The organism is Hymenobacter miniatus, from assembly GCF_016427455.1.
In the GTDB taxonomy this organism is placed as follows: domain Bacteria; phylum Bacteroidota; class Bacteroidia; order Cytophagales; family Hymenobacteraceae; genus Hymenobacter; species Hymenobacter armeniacus.
This window is the reverse complement of record NZ_JAELXR010000007.1, coordinates 242,749-260,200: the sequence shown is the minus strand read 5'-3', so window position 1 is coordinate 260,200 and position 17,452 is coordinate 242,749. Positions and strand designations below refer to the sequence as shown.

Genomic DNA, 17,452 nt, shown 5'->3' with positions numbered 1-17,452 from the left:
TTCGGGGGCTTTTTCATGCTGAAAACCAGCAGGAGCTTATTTGGTGGGGCGCCAGCTGATGGTCATGCCCGGTGTGCCGTTGCCGAAGTAGGTGGGCGACAAGCCCACGTCGCGCCCAATGGACTTGCGGCCCCAGCGGTTGCGGTGGGAGAGGTAAGCCAAGTGAGCCGACAGGATGCCGAAGCCAGCGCCGGCCACCACGTCGCTCTGCCAGTGCTTGTCGTTTATCATGCGCAGGGCGGCCACGCTCGTGGCAATGGTGTAGGCCCCGATGCCGTACCACTGGCTTTTGTCGCGAAACTCGGTGTGCACGATGCTGGCCGCCAGAAACGCCTGCGCCGTGTGCCCCGACGGAAACGACAGGTTATCGGACCCGTCCGGCCGGGTTTCCTTGGCCAGGTATTTCACGGCAAACGTGGAAGCCAGCATGATGGCCTCGCCTTTGGCTATGATGAGCAGCGTATTGATGCGGTCGTTGCGCGACTCCACGCCGGCCAGCGCCACGGCCGCCAGTTCAAAATAAGGGGCAATAATCAGCGTGTTGTCAAATCCTGTGCTCACCGGTCGAAACTGCTTCTGCACAAACTCCCGGTTTCGCTGGTTGATGCCCGCGTCGCCCTGCGCCGTGATGGCGCCGTAGGTGATGAGCACGGCCGGGATGGCCACGGCTTTCACCAGCTTGCTTTTATACCAGGGTGCTTTTACGGCCGAAGAAACGCCGCCGGGGTTGGCGTATTTCTTAGTGGTATCGGTGGCCGGTGGCGCGGTGGGCACCTGCGCGAAGGCCGGGCCGAGGCTGGCCGTCAGCAGAAAAAATGACGTGAGGAAGGAGAACAGTTGCGAGCGCATGAACAGGAAGAAGCGTAATGGAACGGAAGATGATACGGGCTTCTACGGGGAACGTAACATTAACGTAACATTACCGGCGTCGAAAACGAGGATTTTTACGCGCTGCTGCCGAAATACACAAAAAAATGCCCCTGCTCAGCAAGCAAGGGCATATCTGAAGGTGCCGCCGACCCGCGGAGGCTATTCCCAACCGCCCCCCAGGGCCCGCACCAGGCCTACGGTGGCGCCCAGCAGGTTGCTTTGGGCCTGGGTGAGCAGCGTGGCCGCATCCAAAGTTTGCCGGTCGGCGTCCACCACTTCAAAATAATTGGTGAGGCCGGCGCGGTAGCGCTCCTTGGTGAGGGCGCTGGCGAGGCGGGCGGCGCGCAGGGCCCTGCTGCGGGCCGCTACCTGGGCCTGGTACTGGCGCACGTCGGCCTGGCTGGTTTCCACTTCCTGAAACGCGGCCAGGGCGGCCTGCCGGTAGTCGGCCACCAGCGCGTCGGCTTCGGAGCGGGCCACTTGCTCGTTGGCGCGGTTGCGGCCGCCGTTGAACACGGGGATGCTCACGCCGCCGCCCACGTAGTAAGTGTAGCTGTCGGATATTCGGGCCAGGTCGCCCAGCCGGGCGCTTTGCGGACCTAGGAAGCCGTTCAGGCGCAGGGTGGGCAGGCGGGCGAGCTTGGCCACGTCGACGCGGGCGCTGGCGGCGGCCAGCCGGCGCTCGGCCTGCTGCAAATCGGGGCGGCGGGCCAGCAGCGCGGCGGGCAACGACGCGGGCACCGCCGGGGCTGGCAGCGGCCCGGCCTGCGGCGGCAGCGCATAGCTGCTGGCGGGCACGCCCAGCACCGTGGCCAGCGAGGCCTCCAGCCCGAGGCGCTGGCGGCGGGTTTCGGCCTCGCTGGCGTCGATGTTGGCCAGCTCGGTTTCGGCGCGGTGCACGGCAATCTCGTTGTCGACCCCGGCCTGGAAGCGGGCGCGGGTGAGCTCCAGGCTGCGTTGGCGGTCGGCGCGTGCGGTGTCGAGCACCTGCAATTGCGCATCAAGCCCGCGGATGCTGAAGTAGTAGGTGGCCGCATCGGCCGTGAGCGACAGCTGCACGGTGCGGCGGGTGGCTTCCTGCACCTGCGCATCGGCTTCGGCGGCCCGCACGCTGCTCCGGATGCGGCCCCACACGTCCACCTCGTAGCTGGCGTTCACGGGAATGTAGTACTGCGTCTGCACCACGCCCAGGTTGCTGGTGCCCAGCGCAAACGGCAGCGGCCGCGTGGCCGACAGCCGCGTGCGGTACACCTGCGGGTCCACCGTCACCAGGGGCGACCGGTAGGAATTGGCCACGCGCACGTTGGCGCGGGCGCTTTCTACGCGGGCCACGGCCGCTTGCAGGCTGTAGTTCTGGGCGATGGCCTGCGCTTCCAGCGCCGTCAGGCCGGGGTCGTTGAACAGCGACCACCACGCACCGGGCGCCGGAGGCTGGTTCACGGTGGGCGGCGTGCTGCTGGCCACGGGCGCGGGCGGCGTGGCGGCCGTGAGGCTGTCGGCGGTATTCTTCCAGGCCGTGGGCGTGGGCAGGCTGGGCGGTGCGTAGCTGGGCGGCCGCACGCAGCCCGCCAGCAACAGCAAGGTCAGAAAAGGGGAGAGGCGGAAGGTCATTACCAGAGACTAGAACGTCATGCAGAGCGCAGCGAAGCATCTCGCGTGCAACAACTAATAACTTACCCCAAGCGAGATGCTTCGCTGCGGTCTGTACGACCGTCAGAAGCCGCGCCTATTTCACCGGCGACGACACCCGCGGGGCATCGGGGTCGTTGGGCCGAGGCTTGGGCGGGGGCGGGCCGGCCGGCTTGGCGGGCGGGGTGAAGGCTTTGGTTTGCACGGCCTCGCCTTCGGTCAGGGTTTCGGCGGGGTTAAGCACCAGCTGCTCGCCGCCTTTCAGGCCCTGCGCCACTTCCAGCTGCGAGCCAAAGTCGCGGCCCGTCACAATGGGCTGGTAGTGAATCTTGCCGTCTTGCACCGTGGCCACGCGCGCGTCGGTGCCGCCGGGCACCAGCGCATTGGCCGGGATGATGACGCTGGGGGCCGTGCGGGGCAAATGAAACCGCACCTGCGCGTAGCTGCCCGGCCGCAGCTCGCCACGGGCGTTGGGCACCTGCACTTCGGTGAGTAGCGTGCGGGTGCTGGCGTCGAGGGCGCCGGCGTCGCGCACCACCTTCGCCTTGAAGGCGCGGCCCGGAAACTCCGGCACGAGGTAATCGGCTTCGAGTCCGTTTTTGATGGCTGGCGCAAAGTTCTGCGGCACCTGCACGTAGGCGCGCAGCTTGTCGGTTTGCTCCACCTTATAGAGCTGCGAGCCGGGCGCGTTGCTGCTGCTCACCAGCGTGCCCACTTCCACGTTGCGCTGCGTCACGATGCCACTAAACGGTGCCGTGATGCGCCGAAACGCCTGCTGCGCCAGCAGCTGCTGCACGGCGGCCTGCTGGGCCGCGTACTGCGCCCGGGCCGCGTCGAGCTCCTGCTTGGAGATGGCGCCCGGCAGGGCCACGCCGGCCAGGCGGTTGTAGCTGGTGCGGGCCAGGCCCAGGGTGGCGCGGGCTTCGGCAATCTGCTGGTCGAGTTCGGGCGTGGTCACTTCGGCCAGCACCTGCCCGGCTTGCACGCGCTGGCCGATGTCGGCCGACCACGACTTCACGAACCCATTGGCGCGGGCGAACACGAAGGTTTCGCGGTTCGATTTGGTGTCGGCGGGCAGCGTGAGGGTGGTGGTGTCGGGGGCGGCTTTGGCCGGGGCCACGGTCACGGTGGGGGCGGCGTTGGCTACTTGGCTGGCTTCGGCGTCGCGGGCTTTCTCCTGCTTGTGGCGCGGCATGTAGCCCAGCAGAAACAGCCCGCCGAAGACCGCCAGCACGATGAAGATGAGCAGCCAGAACCGGCCGGAGCCGGAAGAGTTGGAATCAGACATTAGGAAGGGTCAAACAAAATTCTGGTCGTCATGCGGAGCACAGTCGAAGCATGACGTTCGCGTACAAGTTCTTGGTAGCAAAATGTCAAGCCGCGGCATTCTGCACGGGCGCGGGTTTTTTGAGGTACGAAAACATAATGGGCACGAAAAACAGCGTGGTCACGGTGGCCAGCATCAGCCCGCCAATCACGGCGCGGCCCAGCGGCGCGTTTTGCTCGCCGCCCTCGCCCATGCCCAGCGACATGGGCAGCAGGCCGATAATCATGGCCAGGGCCGTCATCAACACCGGGCGCAGGCGGGTGAAGCCGGCGTCCAGGGCCGCATCGCGCGGACTCAAATCTGGTTCTTCCTCGCGCCGCTCGTTGGCGAAGGTGACCAGCAGAATGGAGTTGGCCGTGGCCACGCCGATGCACATGATGGCGCCCATCAGGGCCGGCACGCTCAGGGTGGTTTGCGTCACAAACAGCATCCACAAAATACCCGCCAGCGCGCCGGGCAAGGCCGTGATGATAATGAGCGGGTCCATCCAGCTCTGGAAATTCACCACCATCAGCAAATACACCAACACAATGGCGCCGGCCAAGCCCAGGCCCAGCCCGGCAAACGACGTGCGCATGGAATCGGCTTGGCCGCGCAGGGCCAGCGTGGTGCCTTTGGGCAGGTTCTTCTCGGCCTCGGCCAGGATTTTACGAATGTCTTTGCTCACGCCGCCCAGGTCGCGGCCGCTCACGCTGGCGTACAGGTCCACGGTGCGCTGAATGTTGTAGTCCGACGCCACGGCCGTGGTTTGGCTGCGGCGAATGGTGGCAAAGCTGTTCAGCAGCTGGGCCTCGGGCTGGGTGGCGCTCGTCACGCCGATGTTGCCGATTTCATCGAGCGAAGACAGCGCCCGCGGCGGCGTTTGCACGGCCACCGTGTAGCTCACGCCGGTGGTCGGGTTCAGCCACTGGTTGGGGTTGGTTTGGGTGCTGGAGGAAAGGCTCACCAGCACGTTGTTGGCGATGTCGCGCTGGGCCAGGCCGGCCTGTTGGGCCCGCACGCGGTCGATGTCGACGCGCAGCTGCGGCTGGTCAAAGGCTTGGTACACAAAAGCATCGACCACGCCCGGTACTTTGTTGATTTTGGCCCGCAGCTCGGACGCAATTCGCCGGTTGGCCAGCTTGTCGCGGCCGGTCACCTGAATGTCGATGGGGGCGGGGAGGCCGAAGTTCAGCGTCTGGTTCACGATGTCGGCCGGCTGAAAGAAGATGGTCAAATCCGGCAGCTCCTTGCGCAGCCGCCGCCGGATTTCGTTGATGTAGTCGGCCGTGGGGCCGTGCTCTTCCTTCATGCTCACCAGGATTTCACCGTCGCCGGCCCCGATGGTGGGGTTGTCGCTCAGCAGCAGGTTGATGGGAATCACCGGCAGGCCGATGTTGTCCAGCACCAGGTCCAGCTCCTCGGCCGGAATCACGCGGCGAATCACGCCTTCCACCTGCCGGAACCGCTCTTCCGTTTCTTCTACCCGCGTGCCGGTGGGCACCCGCACGTGCAGCCGCAGCTGCCCGGCGTCCACCGTCGGAAAGAAGTTCTGGCCAATCAGCGGAAACAGCCCCAGCGAACCCACAAACAGCACCGCAAAGGCCACCACTACCTTGGGCCGGTTGCTCAAAGCCCAATCCAGCGCCTTGCCGTAGCCGGCCCGGAATTTCTCAAACCGGTGCTCAAAGGCCACGTGCAGCTTCCACACCCAGGTTTGGGTGATGCCGTCGGCCGATTTGCGCTCCTCGTCGGTGATGGGGTCTTCGGCTTCCTCTTCGGGCGTGCCGCTGGGATGGGCTTTTTCGTATTGCTCGCGCCGGATGCGTTCCAGGTCGCGCTCCACGTCGCTCACCGGCTGGCCGTTGCGCTGGTGCTGGCTGGGCAGGTCGGGCTCCTGCTGGGCATGGTAAATGGGCAACTCCTTGCGCAGCAAGTACATCACCAGCGTGGGCACCAGCGTCCGGCTCAGAATGTACGAGGCCAGCATGGCAAAAATGACGGCCGTGGCCAGCGGCGCGAAAATGGCCGACGCCACCCCGCCCAGGAAAAACACCGGCACAAACACAATGCAGATGGCCAGCGTGGCCACCAGCGCCGGCGTGGCAATCTGCTGCGCGCCGTCCAGAATGCTGCGTTTCAGCAGCTTCTTCATGCCCATGTTGCGGTGGATGTTCTCGATTTCCACCGTGGCGTCGTCCACCAGAATGCCCACGGCCAGCGAGAGCCCGCCCAGGGTCATGATGTTCAGCGTCTGGCCCAGCATGTTCATCACGATGATGCTGACCAAAATGCTGAGCGGAATGCTCGTCGCAATAATCAGCGTAGACCGCCACGAGCCCAGAAACAGCAGTATCATGAGCGCCGTGAGGGCCGCCGCAATGCAGGCCTCGACGATGACGCCCTTGATGCTGGCCCGCACAAAAAACGACTGGTCGAACAGCAGCTTGATGTTCAGGCCGGGCGGGGCGTTGGCCTGAATGGTGGGCAGCGCCTTTTTGATTTTTGAAATGATGTCGAGCGTGCTGGCCGCCCCGCTTTTCAGGATGGGGATGATGGCCGTGCGGCGCCCGTTCTGGCGCACAATGTTGGTTTGCACGGCCGCGCCCTCGTGCACAAACGCCACGTCGCGAATGTAGACCGGCGTGCCGTCGATGGTCTTCACCGGCAAGTCGTTGAGCGTGGCAATGGCCTCGGGGCTGGAGTTCAGCTTCACGTCGTATTCCCGGTCGCCAATTTTGGCCGAGCCCGCCGGGATGATGAGGTTCTGGGCCAGCAAGGCGTTCACCACGTCGTTACCGCTCAGGTTTTTGCCGGCCAGCTTGTCGGGGTCCAGGTCCACCATTATTTGCTTGGGCTTGCCGCCGTTCGGCAGCAGCACCGAGGCGCCCTGCACCACCGCCAGCCCCGGCCGGATGAAGGCGTTGGCCGCGTCGAACAAGTCCGACTCGCCCAGCGTCTCGGAGCTGAGCGACACCTGCGAGATGGGAACGTTGGAGGCCGAGTAGCGAATAATCAGCGGCGGCGTGATGCCCGGCGGCAAGGCCCGCAGCAGCGTCTGGCTGATGGCCGTGACCTGGGCCACGCCGGCGTCGGGGTTGGTGCCGGGCTGGAAAAACACCTTAATCAGGCCCACGCCCTTGAGGCTTTGGCTTTCCTGGTGCTCCACGTTGTTGACGGTGGTGGTGATGGCGCGCTCCACCGGCACGATGATGCGCTGGTTCATCTCCTCGGGCGAGATGCCGGAGTAGCCCCACACCACGCCCACCACCGGAATCGGAATGTCGGGAAAAATGTCCACCGCCATGCGCTGAATCGTCAACGCTCCGCCCACCAAAATCATCAGCGCCATCACCACAAAGGTGTACGGACGCGCCAGCGCCAGTCTAACTATCCACATACTGCTACTTCTGCTAATGCTTGCGCGTCGCCATGGCCGCAAGGGTCTTCAACCGGATATTGAAGAGAAATGTTGGCCTCCGAGGGTGAAATTATCCCCCTTGAACCCCTTGAAACGGGTTTTCTCGACCAAGAGGGCCTAATTCATCGACTGAGGCGGTGCATTCCGATACCGATTTTTTGAACACCCGCACCCCAGCCAATCACCGGGCGGTTTCGGTATCGTTTGCGGTTAAACGCGGGCGGTAGTAGCCAATGCATTGGCTTAGCGGTAGCCAGGTTTGAGGGCAGATGGATGGTTTGGCGTCGGCCGCTCTGGCCGGCACATGGCGCATGCACTGAGGCAGGCCCGCCAAAAAAGGCATTAAAAGCAGCTTGGCGCCGTATTTGTCGTATACGCGCAACCGGGCCGGCTAATATATAGCTGCGCCGCCGGGCTTTTCGGTTGTTAATTTATGTTGATGCGTACCCTCGGGCTTTGCGGGGCCTTATTGTCGTCCTTGGCCGCGCCGGCTCAACAAGCAGGAAATAACGACGGCTTCCAGCGCCGCAATGGGCAGATGGTGGTTGTCCGAAACGGGCAGGCCCGGCCCATGGCGCATGACGTGCATTTGCCCACCGGCGCCACCGTCACCAAAGACGGCTTCGTGGTAAGCCCCAGCGGCCAGCGGGCCGAGTTGCGCGAAGGCCAGGGCTGCGACCTGCGCGGCCGGCCGGTGGCCGTGCGCCAAGCCCCCAACGGAAGCCTGACGCTGGCCGCCCCCGCCGCCGCGGTGCCCGTCGAGAATGCCCCCCGCAGCGTGCTCGCCGAACTGTTTGGCGAAGGCAACTACCGCTATTTCAAGCACAAGAAAGCCAAGAAAAAACACGGCAAGGGCAAAGGCCACGGCCGCTGGAAAGGGGAGGACGACTAACCCGGTTTCGCGGCCCGTCCCCTTTGTTTGCCCTTTTCGTTTCTGCACTTCATGGTTCACCATTTCCTAGCCAGTCCTTTTGCCGACGACGGCCGCGCCACTCAGTTCGCGGCCGTGCTTGCCGCCCTGCAGGCCGACCCCACCGATTCACTGTTGCTGGGCAACCTGGTGCTGGAAGACGAGGCCGCCCCCATCGACGCGCTGGTGGTGCGGCCGCACGGCATCACGGTCTTGGTGCTGGTGCCCACCGGCGGCCGGCTGGGCATGCCGGCCCTGAGCTACGGCCACTGGCAGCTGGGAGGCGCCCCCTTGGCCGGGGCCGAGGGTTTCGACAACCCGTTTGAGCAGTTTGTAGCCCAAAAAGCGGCCGTGGCGGCCTGGCTGCGCGCTCGGTTTGGCGCAGACCAGGTGAACCTGCATTTTATCAGCGGCGTGGTGCTGTTTGGTGCGCCGGTTGCGTATGCGCCCGACGTCGAGCCCGCCCTCAACGAGGCGCCAGCCGTGTTTCAGTTGCTGGGCGAGCCCGCCGACCTGCCGCGTCGCCTGCGCCAACTGTCCACGCCCGAAATCGACCTGAGTAGCGCCGACCTGGCCGAGTGGGCCGCCGAGTGGGCCAGGTTTGCCGCCTTGGCGCCGCCGGAGCCGGAGCATGGGGCCGCGCCGCAACGCCCGGCAGCTGCCGCATTCCAAGGCGATGAGGCCGGGCCCGCCAGCAGTTTCCTGAGCCAGAAAGCCCGGGCCTTGTGGAACTGGCTGGGGGCGGCCGACGTGCCCGACGAGGACCCGGACTACGGCAGCTACGATGCCGCCGCTGCCCGCCGCGAAGAAAAGCAGCGCCTTGAGGAGCTGCGCCGGCAAATGCAGGCCGACCTCAGCGGCCAGCTGCAGGCCCTGGAGGCCCGCGAAGCCGAGCGCGAACGCAGCATTGCCCAGCTCCGGGCCCAGCTGGCCCAGGCCCCCACCGTGGCCGCCGATGCCACGGCGCTGGTGTCGCGCCTTCATGCCGAAACCCGCGAAAAGGCCGCCCTCGAAGCGGCTATGCAAGCCTCCCGGGCCGAATCGGCGGCGCGCAACCGCGAGCTGGATGCTAAGATTCAGCAGCTGGGCCAGCTGCTGGAGCGGCTGAATACCCCGGTGGCTACTGCTACTGCGGCGCCCCAACCCGCAGGCGCCGCACCACCCACGGGCCCGGCAACAGAGTCTTCGCAGCCAGCGGGGAAACAAACGGAAAGCTATTCCTTCCACAAGTGGCAAAAGCTGGGCAAAGGCTACTGGCTGCATCTGCTGCGCGCGCTTCGCCAGCGGCCCCGGGTCGCGGCGGTTGTCCTTTTATTATGCGGGGTGGGAGCCTGGACACTTAGCCACCTCGGAGGCGCTCCCCTCGTACCTTTTCAGGAGAACGGGCGGTGGGGGTATGCCGATGCCCAAGGCAAGGCGGTTATCCCGGCCCGTTTCACCACGGCCGGTCCTTTTCAGGCGGGTCGGGCCGTGGTGGCTCGGGACGGGGCCTACGGCTTTCTCGACGAAGACGGCAAGGAAGTGGTGCCACCGGCTTACGATGCGCTGAACCCCTACGCCGGCGGCTATGCGCGCGTGCGGGTGGGCGATGCCTACACCTACATCGATGCGGCCGGCGAGGAGTTCGACCACTACTACTTCAACGGGCTCGACTTCGCCGAAGGCCACGCCGCTGTGCTCGACCACCGCGGCTGGTACTACATCACCGGCCCCAAGGCGCCCGATAAGCCTGTGCTCTTCAAAGAAGCCTATTCCTTCGTCGACGGGCTGGCCCGGGTGAAACTAGCCGACGGCTACACCTTTATCACTCCCGGCTACCTCGACGACCCGCAGGACGGCACCGCGCCATTCGGTCGCTACGAGCTGGCTTCCGATTTTGCCGACGGGAAGGCCCGCGTCACGCAGCACGGCCGCAGCTTTCTGATTGACAAGCGCGGCGAAGAAATCAACGAATAAAATTATGGGGTGGCCGATGAGGCTCGGCGGAAGGGTTCGGCGTGCCATGTTCATTGCTTGAAATCGTTGGAAACCAATGGGCAATGCGCTCGTCTGGAAGTGTCGGATACCTTGATTAACTTAACGGTTAGCAGGCCCAGCAAAGGCCGCTGGCAGGGGAGATACAAAAATATTGTTCCGGAAACGATTGTGTCGTTGTTCCATCTCCGGCAAAACCCTTAGCTTGCGCCCCGCTTAACAATAAGGTAATATGGAAGTCCAGACTTTGAAGTATCCCGCCATCCGCAATTACGTGGCGGGCAAACCCCTCGAAAATGCCTCTACGTCTGCGATGGACGTATTTAGCCCCCTCACGGGCGAATTGATTTCCACGGTGCCCCTGAGCGGAGCCGCGGCGCTGGACGCCGCCGTTCAGGCCGCCAAAGCCGCCTTCCCGTCGTGGTCGGCCACGCCCATCAAGGAGCGGGTGCAGATTTTTTACCGCTACAAAACCCTGCTGGAGCGCGACATGAAAGCCCTGGCCGACCTCGTGCGCGAAGAGAACGGCAAGACCTACGACGAGGCCCGCGCCGAAGTCGAGAAAGCCATCGAGCTGACCGAGTTTGCCTGCTCTATGCCCCAGCTCATACAGGGCGAATTTCTCGAAGTGAGCAAGGGCGTGGAAGCCCGAGCCGAGCGCAAGCCGCTGGGCGTAGTGGCCAGCATCGCCCCGTTCAACTTTCCCAACATGGTGCCCCACTGGACCATCCCGAACGCCATCGTGCTGGGCAACACCATGATTCTGAAACCCTCGGAGCAAGTGCCCCTGAGTGCCGTGCGGATTGCCGAGCTGCTGAAAGAAGCCGGCCTGCCCGATGGCGTGCTAAACGTGGTGAACGGCGACAAGGAAATCGTGGAAGCCATCTGCGACCATCCTGACATTCAGGCGGTGAGCTTTGTGGGCTCAACCAAAATTGCCAAAGTCGTTTACATCCGCGCCACCAGCAACCTGAAGCGCTGCGTGGCCCTCGGCGGCGCCAAAAACCACCTCATGGTGCTGCCCGACGCCCACCCCGACATGACGGCCTCGAACGTGGCCGCCAGCATGTCGGGCTGCGCGGGCCAGCGCTGCATGGCCGGCTCCACCATGGTAGGAGTGGGCCCGGTCGATGACATCGTGGCCAAAATCGTGGAAGAAGCCCGCAAGATTGTGGCCGGCCAGAACCTCGGCTCGGTCATCAGCAAAGAAGCCAAGGAGCGCATCGAAAAGCACATCACCGAAGCCGAAGCCGCCGGCGCCAAAGTCCTGCTCGACGGCCGTAACGCCGTGGTGCCCGGCCACGAAGACGGCTACTACGTGGGCGCCACCGTCATCGACTACGTGACGCCCGACATGCGAATTGCCCAGGAAGAAGTCTTCGGCCCGGTGCTCGCCATCATGCGCACCAACACCCTGGACGAGGCCCTGGCCATCGAAAACGCCAACCCCTACGGCAACGCCGCCGCCGTGTTCACCAGCAGCGGCAGCAGCGCCCGCTACGTGATGGACCACGCCAATGCCGGCATGATTGGCGTGAACATCGGCGTGCCCGTGCCCCGCGAGCCCTTCTCCTTCGGCGGCTGGAACGAATCAAAATTCGGCGCCTGCGACATCACCGGCAAAAGCTCCATCGAGTTCTGGACGCAACTCAAGAAGACCACGACCAAGTGGAACCCCGAGTCGCGCGTGAACTGGATGAGCTAGAAAGCTAGCCGCCGCTGGCCGCAGTTTAGCGCGAAGCGCGTAACTGCTGGCCGACGGTAACAGTGAGTCTGTGACTCACGACGCAAGTGTGAGTTGCATTAACTTGACGATAAATAAACTAAAAAATTGCCGCTCTGCGGCAGCGAGTTGCAAACTCGCATTACCTATAGCCAGCAGTTACGCGCTTTGCGCTAAACTGCGGCCAGCAATGCCCGCAAACGCGGTCAGCAAACCGCAATTAGCCCATGGAAACCACCTTCGCCACCGATAAAGACCAAATCCTGCACGACAACCTTGACCACACGCTCTTCTCGTGGTCGAAGCAAACGGGCCTGAACCCCATCAACGCCGAGCGTGCCGAAGGCGTGTACGTGTACGACCGCGACGGCAAGCGCTACATCGACTTCTCGGCCCAGCTCATGAACGTGAACATCGGCCACGGCGACCAGCGCGTGACCGAAGCCGTGGCCGCCCAGATGCGCGAGCTCAGCTACGTGTACCCCGGCATGATTACCAAGGCCCGCGGCGACCTCGGCCGGCGCCTTGCCGAAATCACCCCGCCCAACCTCACCAAGGCATTTTTCACGTTGGGCGGGGCCGAGTCGATTGAGAATGCCATCAAGCTGGCCCGCATCTACACCGGCCGCCACAAGATTGTGTCGCTGTACCAGTCATTTCACGGGGCCAGCTATGGCGCCATGAGCGTGGGCGGCGACCCCCGCAAGTTTGCCGTCGACAGCCAGGCCATGCCCGGCACCGTGCACGTCGAGAACCCCTATTTCTACCGCTGTCCCTGGCATTCCGAAACGCCCGAGCAGTGCGCCCAGCGCGCCGCCGACGCCATGGAGCGCATCATCGGCTACGAGAACCCCGGCAGCGTAGCCGCCATCATTATGGAAGGCGAATCGGGCACGTCGGGCTGCATCAAATACCCGCCCGGCTACTGGACGCGCATCCGCGAAATCTGCGACAAGCACGGCATCCTGCTCATTGCCGACGAAGTGATGTCGGGCTTCGGCCGCACCGGCAAGTGGTTCGGTTCCGACCACCATAATGTCAAAATCGACATCATGTGCATGGCCAAGGGCATCACCGCCGGCTACCTGCCCCTGGGCGCCGTGATGGTGGACGAGAAAATCGCCAAGTCATTCGACGACAAGCCGCTGCCGCTGGGCCTCACGTACTCGGCCCACCCGGTGAGCTGCGCCGCCGCCGTGGCCGTGCTCGACATCTACGAGACGGACAGCCTGCTTGAAAATACCGTGGAAATGGGCAAGTACATGGATGAGCAAGTGGCCCAGCTCATGCGCCACCACCCCAGCATCGGCGACTGGCGCAACACCGGCCTCTTCGGCTGCTTGGAACTGGTGAAAAACCGCGACACCAAGGAGCCCATGGCCCCTTGGAACGCCACGCCCGCCCAAATGGACATCATGAACCAGGTAGCGGCCAAAATCCGCGAGCTGGGCATGTACACATTCGTGCGCTGGAACTACATCTTTATCTGCCCCCCGCTGAGCATCACGAAAGACGAAATTGACGAGGGACTGGCTATTATCAGTGAGGCTATCAGCATTGCGGATAAGTACGTGCATTAGCATGCAGTGCGGCCTTTGTAATCCGCAAAACACCATAACTTGAACTGTTATTAATTGCGTGGGGACGCGGACTAAAAGTCCGCGCTACTTTTCCTTATGGCTTTACTCCTCAAAAACGGCCGCGTCGTCACCGCCGATTCGGACGCCGTCTGCGATATTCTGATTGAAGGCGAAACCATCGTTTCCATCGGCCGCAATTTATCGGCCGAGGGGGCGGAGGTAATTGACTGCACTGGCAAACTGGTCATGCCCGGCGGCATCGACCCGCACGTGCACCTGGAGATGCCATTTATGGGCACCTTCAGCTCCGATACCTACGAAACCGGTACCCGTGCTGCCTTGCACGGCGGCACTACCACCGTTATCGATTTTATCCTGCAAAAGCAAGGCAATTCGCTGCGCTCGGCCTTTGAGGAGTGGAGCGGCCGCGCCACTGGCAACGCGGTGGGCGACTACAGCTTTCACATGGCTGTAACGGATTTCAACCCGAGCACCAAAGAGGAAATCAAGGACATGATTGCCGAGGGCATCACGTCCTTCAAAACCTTCATGGCCTACAAGGGCGCGCTCATGATTGATGACGCGCAGATGGTGGGCCTGATGCAGGAAGTGAAGCGCCACGGCGGCCTTGTAACGGCCCACGCCACCAACGGCGACATGATTGACACGCTCATCGCCCAGCACCGGGCCGCGGGCAAGCTCACGCCGCTCTATCACTACCTCTCGCAGCCCGAAGTGACCGAAGCCGAAGCCTCTGGCCGCTTCGCCGACATCGCCAACTACACGGGCGTGAACGCCTACATCGTGCACCTCACCTGCGAGGGCGCCCTCAACCAGGTGCGCCGCGCCACCGAGCGCAACCAGCGCGTGCTGGTCGAAACCTGCATTCAGTACCTCACGCTCGATGCCTCGCTGTACGAGGACGAGGCCAATGGCGCGAAGTGGGTGATGTCGCCCCCGCTGCGCGAGAAGAAGGACCAAGCCACGCTCTGGGCCGGCATCAATCAGGGCCTCGTAAACGTGGTGGGCACCGACCATTGCCCATTCATGTGGGAGCAGAAGCTGATGGGCAAGGACGACTTCTCGAAGATTCCGAACGGTCACCCCGCCATTGAGCACCGCATGGAACTGCTGTTTTCGGAAGGGGTGAGCAAAGGCCGTATCACGCCGCAGAAATTTGTGGAAGTAACGTCGACTAACCCCGCCAAAATCTTCGGCATGTTTCCGCGCAAAGGCACCATCAGCATTGGCGCCGACGCGGATTTGGTGATATTCGACCCCCAGAAAAAGCACACCATTTCGGCCAGCACCCACCACATGAATGTCGATTATTCGGCCTACGAAGGCTGGGAGCTAACCGGCAAAATCGACACCGTGCTGCTGCGCGGCCAGGTAGCCGTTGATGCTGGCGAAACGAAGGTGTCGAAAGGTTACGGGCAATTCATCAAGCGCGGCAAGACGAATAGTTAACTATTCGTTATTGCGAGGCTGCAGCCGTGGTACCCCAAGGCCAGCGCAGCTAATCCGTCCTCCCAGAGCGACCAGCCGAGACGTGACAAAGCCCTTCTTTTTGCTTAACTTTTAGCCCGCTTTGGGCTAGCTATTTGATTTAAACTTCATCACAGCTTAAGGCTAGTTGCTGAGAATAGGACGGATTGCCGCGCTGCGCTCGCAATGACAGAACTGAATTAAACCCCACCACAACCTACACAATGCCCAGAATAATTAAATCCGGCCTCATCCAGATGAGCTTGCCGATGACCGAAGGCGAAGGCTCCATCGAGGAAATCAAGGAAGCCATGGTGCAAAAGCACATTCCGCTCATTGAAGAAGCCGGCCGTCAGGGCGTGCAGATTCTTTGTTTGCAGGAAATCTTCAACACCCCGTATTTCTGCCCCGGCCAAGACAAAGCCTGGTACGCCTCGGCCGAAGCCGTGCCCGGTCCGACCACGGACCGCATGGCCGAATACGCCAAGAAATACAACATGGTGATGATTGTGCCCGTGTACGAGCGCGAGTCGGCCGGTTTCCTCTACAACACGGCCGCCGTGATTGATGCCGACGGCACCTACCTCGGCAAGTACCGCAAAAACCACATTCCGCACACCACCGGCTTCTGGGAGAAGTTTTTCTTCAAGCCCGGCAACATGGGCTACCCCGTGTTCCAAACCAAGTATGCCAAAGTGGGCGTGTATATCTGCTACGACCGGCACTTCCCCGACGGCGCCCGCATCCTGGGCCTGAACGGCGCCGAAATCGTCTACAACCCTTCGGCTACCGTAGCCGGCCTCTCGCAGTACCTCTGGAAGCTGGAGCAGCCTGCGCACGCGGCCGCCAACGGCTATTTCATGGGTTGCATCAACCGCGTGGGCGAGGAGAAGCCCTGGGACCTGGGCCGCTTCTACGGCACCAGCTACTTCGTGGACCCGCGCGGCCAAATCATCGCGCAAGCCGATGAGTACAAAGACGAATTGCTCATTGCTGAATTCGACCTCGACATGATTGACGAGGTGCGCAACACCTGGCAGTTCTTCCGCGACCGTCGCCCCGAAACCTACGAAAAACTGGTAGAACTGTAGGCCCTTAGCTGACATAAAAACGGTCATGCGAAGGCTAGTCGACGCATGACCGTTTTTTATTTCCTAATAATTTCGAATCAATCCGCCCCAATGGCTGAATTTTCTACACCTACCACCGAGCAACAATTCGCGGAAAATTTCGCGCAATTGAAGCCGGTGATGAACCGCACCGAGGCGCTGTACGAAAGCTCCCGCTGCCTGTTTTGCTTCGATGCGCCGTGTATAAAAGCGTGCCCGTCGGGGATTGATATTCCGCAGTTTATTCGCCAGATAAATTCGGGCAACGACACCGGCGCGGCGCGCACCATTTACGAGGCCAATTATTTCGGTAACGCCTGCGGCAAGGTGTGTCCCACGGAAGTGCTCTGTGAAGGCGCATGTGTGTATAACCTGCAGGAAGTGAAGCCGATTGAGATTGGCCGCCTGCAGAGTTTCGCCACAACAAAGGCAATTAAAAGCGGCAAGCATCTGTTTGGTCCCGGCGCGGATAATGGCAAGCAAGTAGCTGTAATTGGGGCCGGCCCGGCTGGCATTTCGGCGGCTTGCGAACTGCGGGCGCTGGGCTACGGCGTTGATGTTTTCGAGGCTAAAGCCCAGCCATCGGGCCTCACGGTATACGGGGTGGCACCGTACAAAATCACCAACGAAGAAACGCTGGCCGAAATGGCCTATTTGCAAGCACAATTCGGCTATAATGTGCATTTTAATTCCGCTATTTCTTCCCGTGAGGAATTAGAAAAGCTGGAGGATAAATACGACGCTATTTTCCTCGGAATTGGTTTGGGCAAAACCAACGAATTGGGCTTGCCGGGCGAGGATAAAATTAATTGCACCGGTGCGGTCGAATTTATTGCTGAATTGCGGCAGCACCATCATGAAGTTGCGGTGGGACGCAAGGTAATTGTGCTTGGCGGCGGCAACACGGCTATGGATGCGGCTTCAGAATCTTCGCGCCTCGGTGCTGAACATGTGATACTCGCTTACCGCCGCGCCAAGGAGGAAATGGGCGCTTACGAGTTCGAATACGACCTAGCCAAAGGGGTAGGGGTGAAGGGCTTGTTTAACGTGGCCCCGGTGGAAATCACCGGCAACGGCTACGTAGCGGGTGTGAAATTCATTCGCACCGAAACCAAGGACGGCAAGGTGCAGGAAATTGCCGGCTCTGAGTTTGTGGAACCTTGCGACATGGTGATTAAAGCCACTGGTCAGGCAAAGCAGACGGAATTCCTGAGCCTGATTCCCGGCCTGAAAGTGGATGGCAAGGGCCGAATTATGGCCGACGCGCATACCGGCCAAACGTCGAACCCGAAATACTTCGCCTCAGGCGATGCCTGGAATGGCGGGGCTGAGGTAGTGAATGCGGCAGCAGAGGCCAAACTCACGGCGCGCGGCATTCACGCTTATTTGAGCAAGTAAATTTTCTTTTTTGCACAAAAACGCACGTCATGCAGAGCGCAGCG

11 protein-coding genes are annotated in these 17,452 nt (G+C 62.2%); 7 read left to right on the top strand and 4 right to left on the bottom strand.

Annotated features, from left to right (window positions below):
• Positions 1 to 36: 36 nt before the first annotated feature.
• The 4 genes from JAO73_RS13270 to JAO73_RS13255 form a co-directional block, all read right to left on the bottom strand.
• Positions 37 to 849, bottom strand: a complete 813-nt coding sequence (locus JAO73_RS13270) for a phosphatase PAP2 family protein (protein ID WP_198977491.1) — start codon at positions 847 to 849, stop codon at positions 37 to 39.
• A gap of 180 nt (positions 850 to 1,029) precedes the next feature.
• A complete protein-coding gene (locus tag JAO73_RS13265; RefSeq protein WP_198977490.1) occupies positions 1,030 to 2,481 on the bottom strand; it encodes an efflux transporter outer membrane subunit in 1,452 nt (483 codons plus the stop codon).
• Positions 2,482 to 2,596: 115 nt separating this feature from the next.
• Positions 2,597 to 3,787, bottom strand: coding sequence for an efflux RND transporter periplasmic adaptor subunit (locus JAO73_RS13260; protein ID WP_198977489.1), 1,191 nt, complete (start codon positions 3,785 to 3,787; stop codon positions 2,597 to 2,599).
• An 85-nt stretch (positions 3,788 to 3,872) separates the two neighbouring features.
• Positions 3,873 to 7,205: an efflux RND transporter permease subunit gene (locus JAO73_RS13255; protein ID WP_198977488.1), complete on the bottom strand. Its 3,333-nt coding sequence runs from the start codon at positions 7,203 to 7,205 to the stop codon at positions 3,873 to 3,875.
• Between the two features lie 454 nt (positions 7,206 to 7,659).
• Between JAO73_RS13255 and JAO73_RS13250 the strand changes: the two genes are divergently transcribed.
• The 7 genes from JAO73_RS13250 to JAO73_RS13220 all read left to right on the top strand — a co-directional run bounded on the left by JAO73_RS13250 (position 7,660) and on the right by JAO73_RS13220 (position 17,408).
• The gene (locus JAO73_RS13250) at positions 7,660 to 8,118 is read left to right on the top strand and encodes a DUF6799 domain-containing protein (RefSeq protein WP_198977487.1); all 459 of its coding nucleotides are present in this window, start codon (positions 7,660 to 7,662) and stop codon (positions 8,116 to 8,118) included.
• A 51-nt stretch (positions 8,119 to 8,169) separates the two neighbouring features.
• The gene (locus JAO73_RS13245; RefSeq protein ID WP_198977486.1) at positions 8,170 to 10,092 is read left to right on the top strand and encodes a WG repeat-containing protein; all 1,923 of its coding nucleotides are present in this window, start codon (positions 8,170 to 8,172) and stop codon (positions 10,090 to 10,092) included.
• Between the two features lie 250 nt (positions 10,093 to 10,342).
• Positions 10,343 to 11,815 carry a CoA-acylating methylmalonate-semialdehyde dehydrogenase gene (locus JAO73_RS13240; RefSeq protein WP_233169191.1) on the top strand — a complete coding sequence of 491 codons (1,473 nt, stop codon included), beginning with the start codon at positions 10,343 to 10,345 and terminating at the stop codon, positions 11,813 to 11,815.
• Positions 11,816 to 12,060: 245 nt separating this feature from the next.
• Positions 12,061 to 13,413 (top strand): aminotransferase class III-fold pyridoxal phosphate-dependent enzyme, encoded by a 1,353-nt coding sequence (locus JAO73_RS13235; protein WP_198977485.1) that lies wholly within the window; start codon positions 12,061 to 12,063, stop codon positions 13,411 to 13,413.
• Between the two features lie 96 nt (positions 13,414 to 13,509).
• Positions 13,510 to 14,883 (top strand): dihydropyrimidinase, encoded by a 1,374-nt coding sequence (gene hydA / locus JAO73_RS13230; protein WP_198977484.1) that lies wholly within the window; start codon positions 13,510 to 13,512, stop codon positions 14,881 to 14,883.
• Between the two features lie 242 nt (positions 14,884 to 15,125).
• On the top strand, positions 15,126 to 15,992 hold the full coding sequence (locus JAO73_RS13225; RefSeq protein ID WP_233169190.1) for a nitrilase-related carbon-nitrogen hydrolase: 867 nt from the start codon (positions 15,126 to 15,128) through the stop codon (positions 15,990 to 15,992).
• A 90-nt stretch (positions 15,993 to 16,082) separates the two neighbouring features.
• Positions 16,083 to 17,408, top strand: a complete 1,326-nt coding sequence (locus JAO73_RS13220) for an FAD-dependent oxidoreductase (RefSeq protein WP_198977483.1) — start codon at positions 16,083 to 16,085, stop codon at positions 17,406 to 17,408.
• The last annotated feature ends 44 nt before the right edge of the window (positions 17,409 to 17,452 follow it).

Bases quoted from the DNA above. Each gene is read 5' to 3' on its own strand.
- JAO73_RS13270 (WP_198977491.1), bottom strand. From the start codon at position 849: ATGCGCTCGCAACTGTTCTCCTTCCTCACGTCATTTTTTCTGCTGACG.
- JAO73_RS13265 (WP_198977490.1), bottom strand. From the start codon at position 2,481: ATGACCTTCCGCCTCTCCCCTTTTCTGACCTTGCTGTTGCTGGCGGGC.
- JAO73_RS13260 (WP_198977489.1), bottom strand. From the start codon at position 3,787: ATGTCTGATTCCAACTCTTCCGGCTCCGGCCGGTTCTGGCTGCTCATC.
- JAO73_RS13255 (WP_198977488.1), bottom strand. From the start codon at position 7,205: ATGTGGATAGTTAGACTGGCGCTGGCGCGTCCGTACACCTTTGTGGTG.
- JAO73_RS13250 (WP_198977487.1), top strand. From the start codon at position 7,660: ATGTTGATGCGTACCCTCGGGCTTTGCGGGGCCTTATTGTCGTCCTTG.
- JAO73_RS13245 (WP_198977486.1), top strand. From the start codon at position 8,170: ATGGTTCACCATTTCCTAGCCAGTCCTTTTGCCGACGACGGCCGCGCC.
- JAO73_RS13240 (WP_233169191.1), top strand. From the start codon at position 10,343: ATGGAAGTCCAGACTTTGAAGTATCCCGCCATCCGCAATTACGTGGCG.
- JAO73_RS13235 (WP_198977485.1), top strand. From the start codon at position 12,061: ATGGAAACCACCTTCGCCACCGATAAAGACCAAATCCTGCACGACAAC.
- hydA (WP_198977484.1), top strand. From the start codon at position 13,510: ATGGCTTTACTCCTCAAAAACGGCCGCGTCGTCACCGCCGATTCGGAC.
- JAO73_RS13225 (WP_233169190.1), top strand. From the start codon at position 15,126: ATGCCCAGAATAATTAAATCCGGCCTCATCCAGATGAGCTTGCCGATG.
- JAO73_RS13220 (WP_198977483.1), top strand. From the start codon at position 16,083: ATGGCTGAATTTTCTACACCTACCACCGAGCAACAATTCGCGGAAAAT.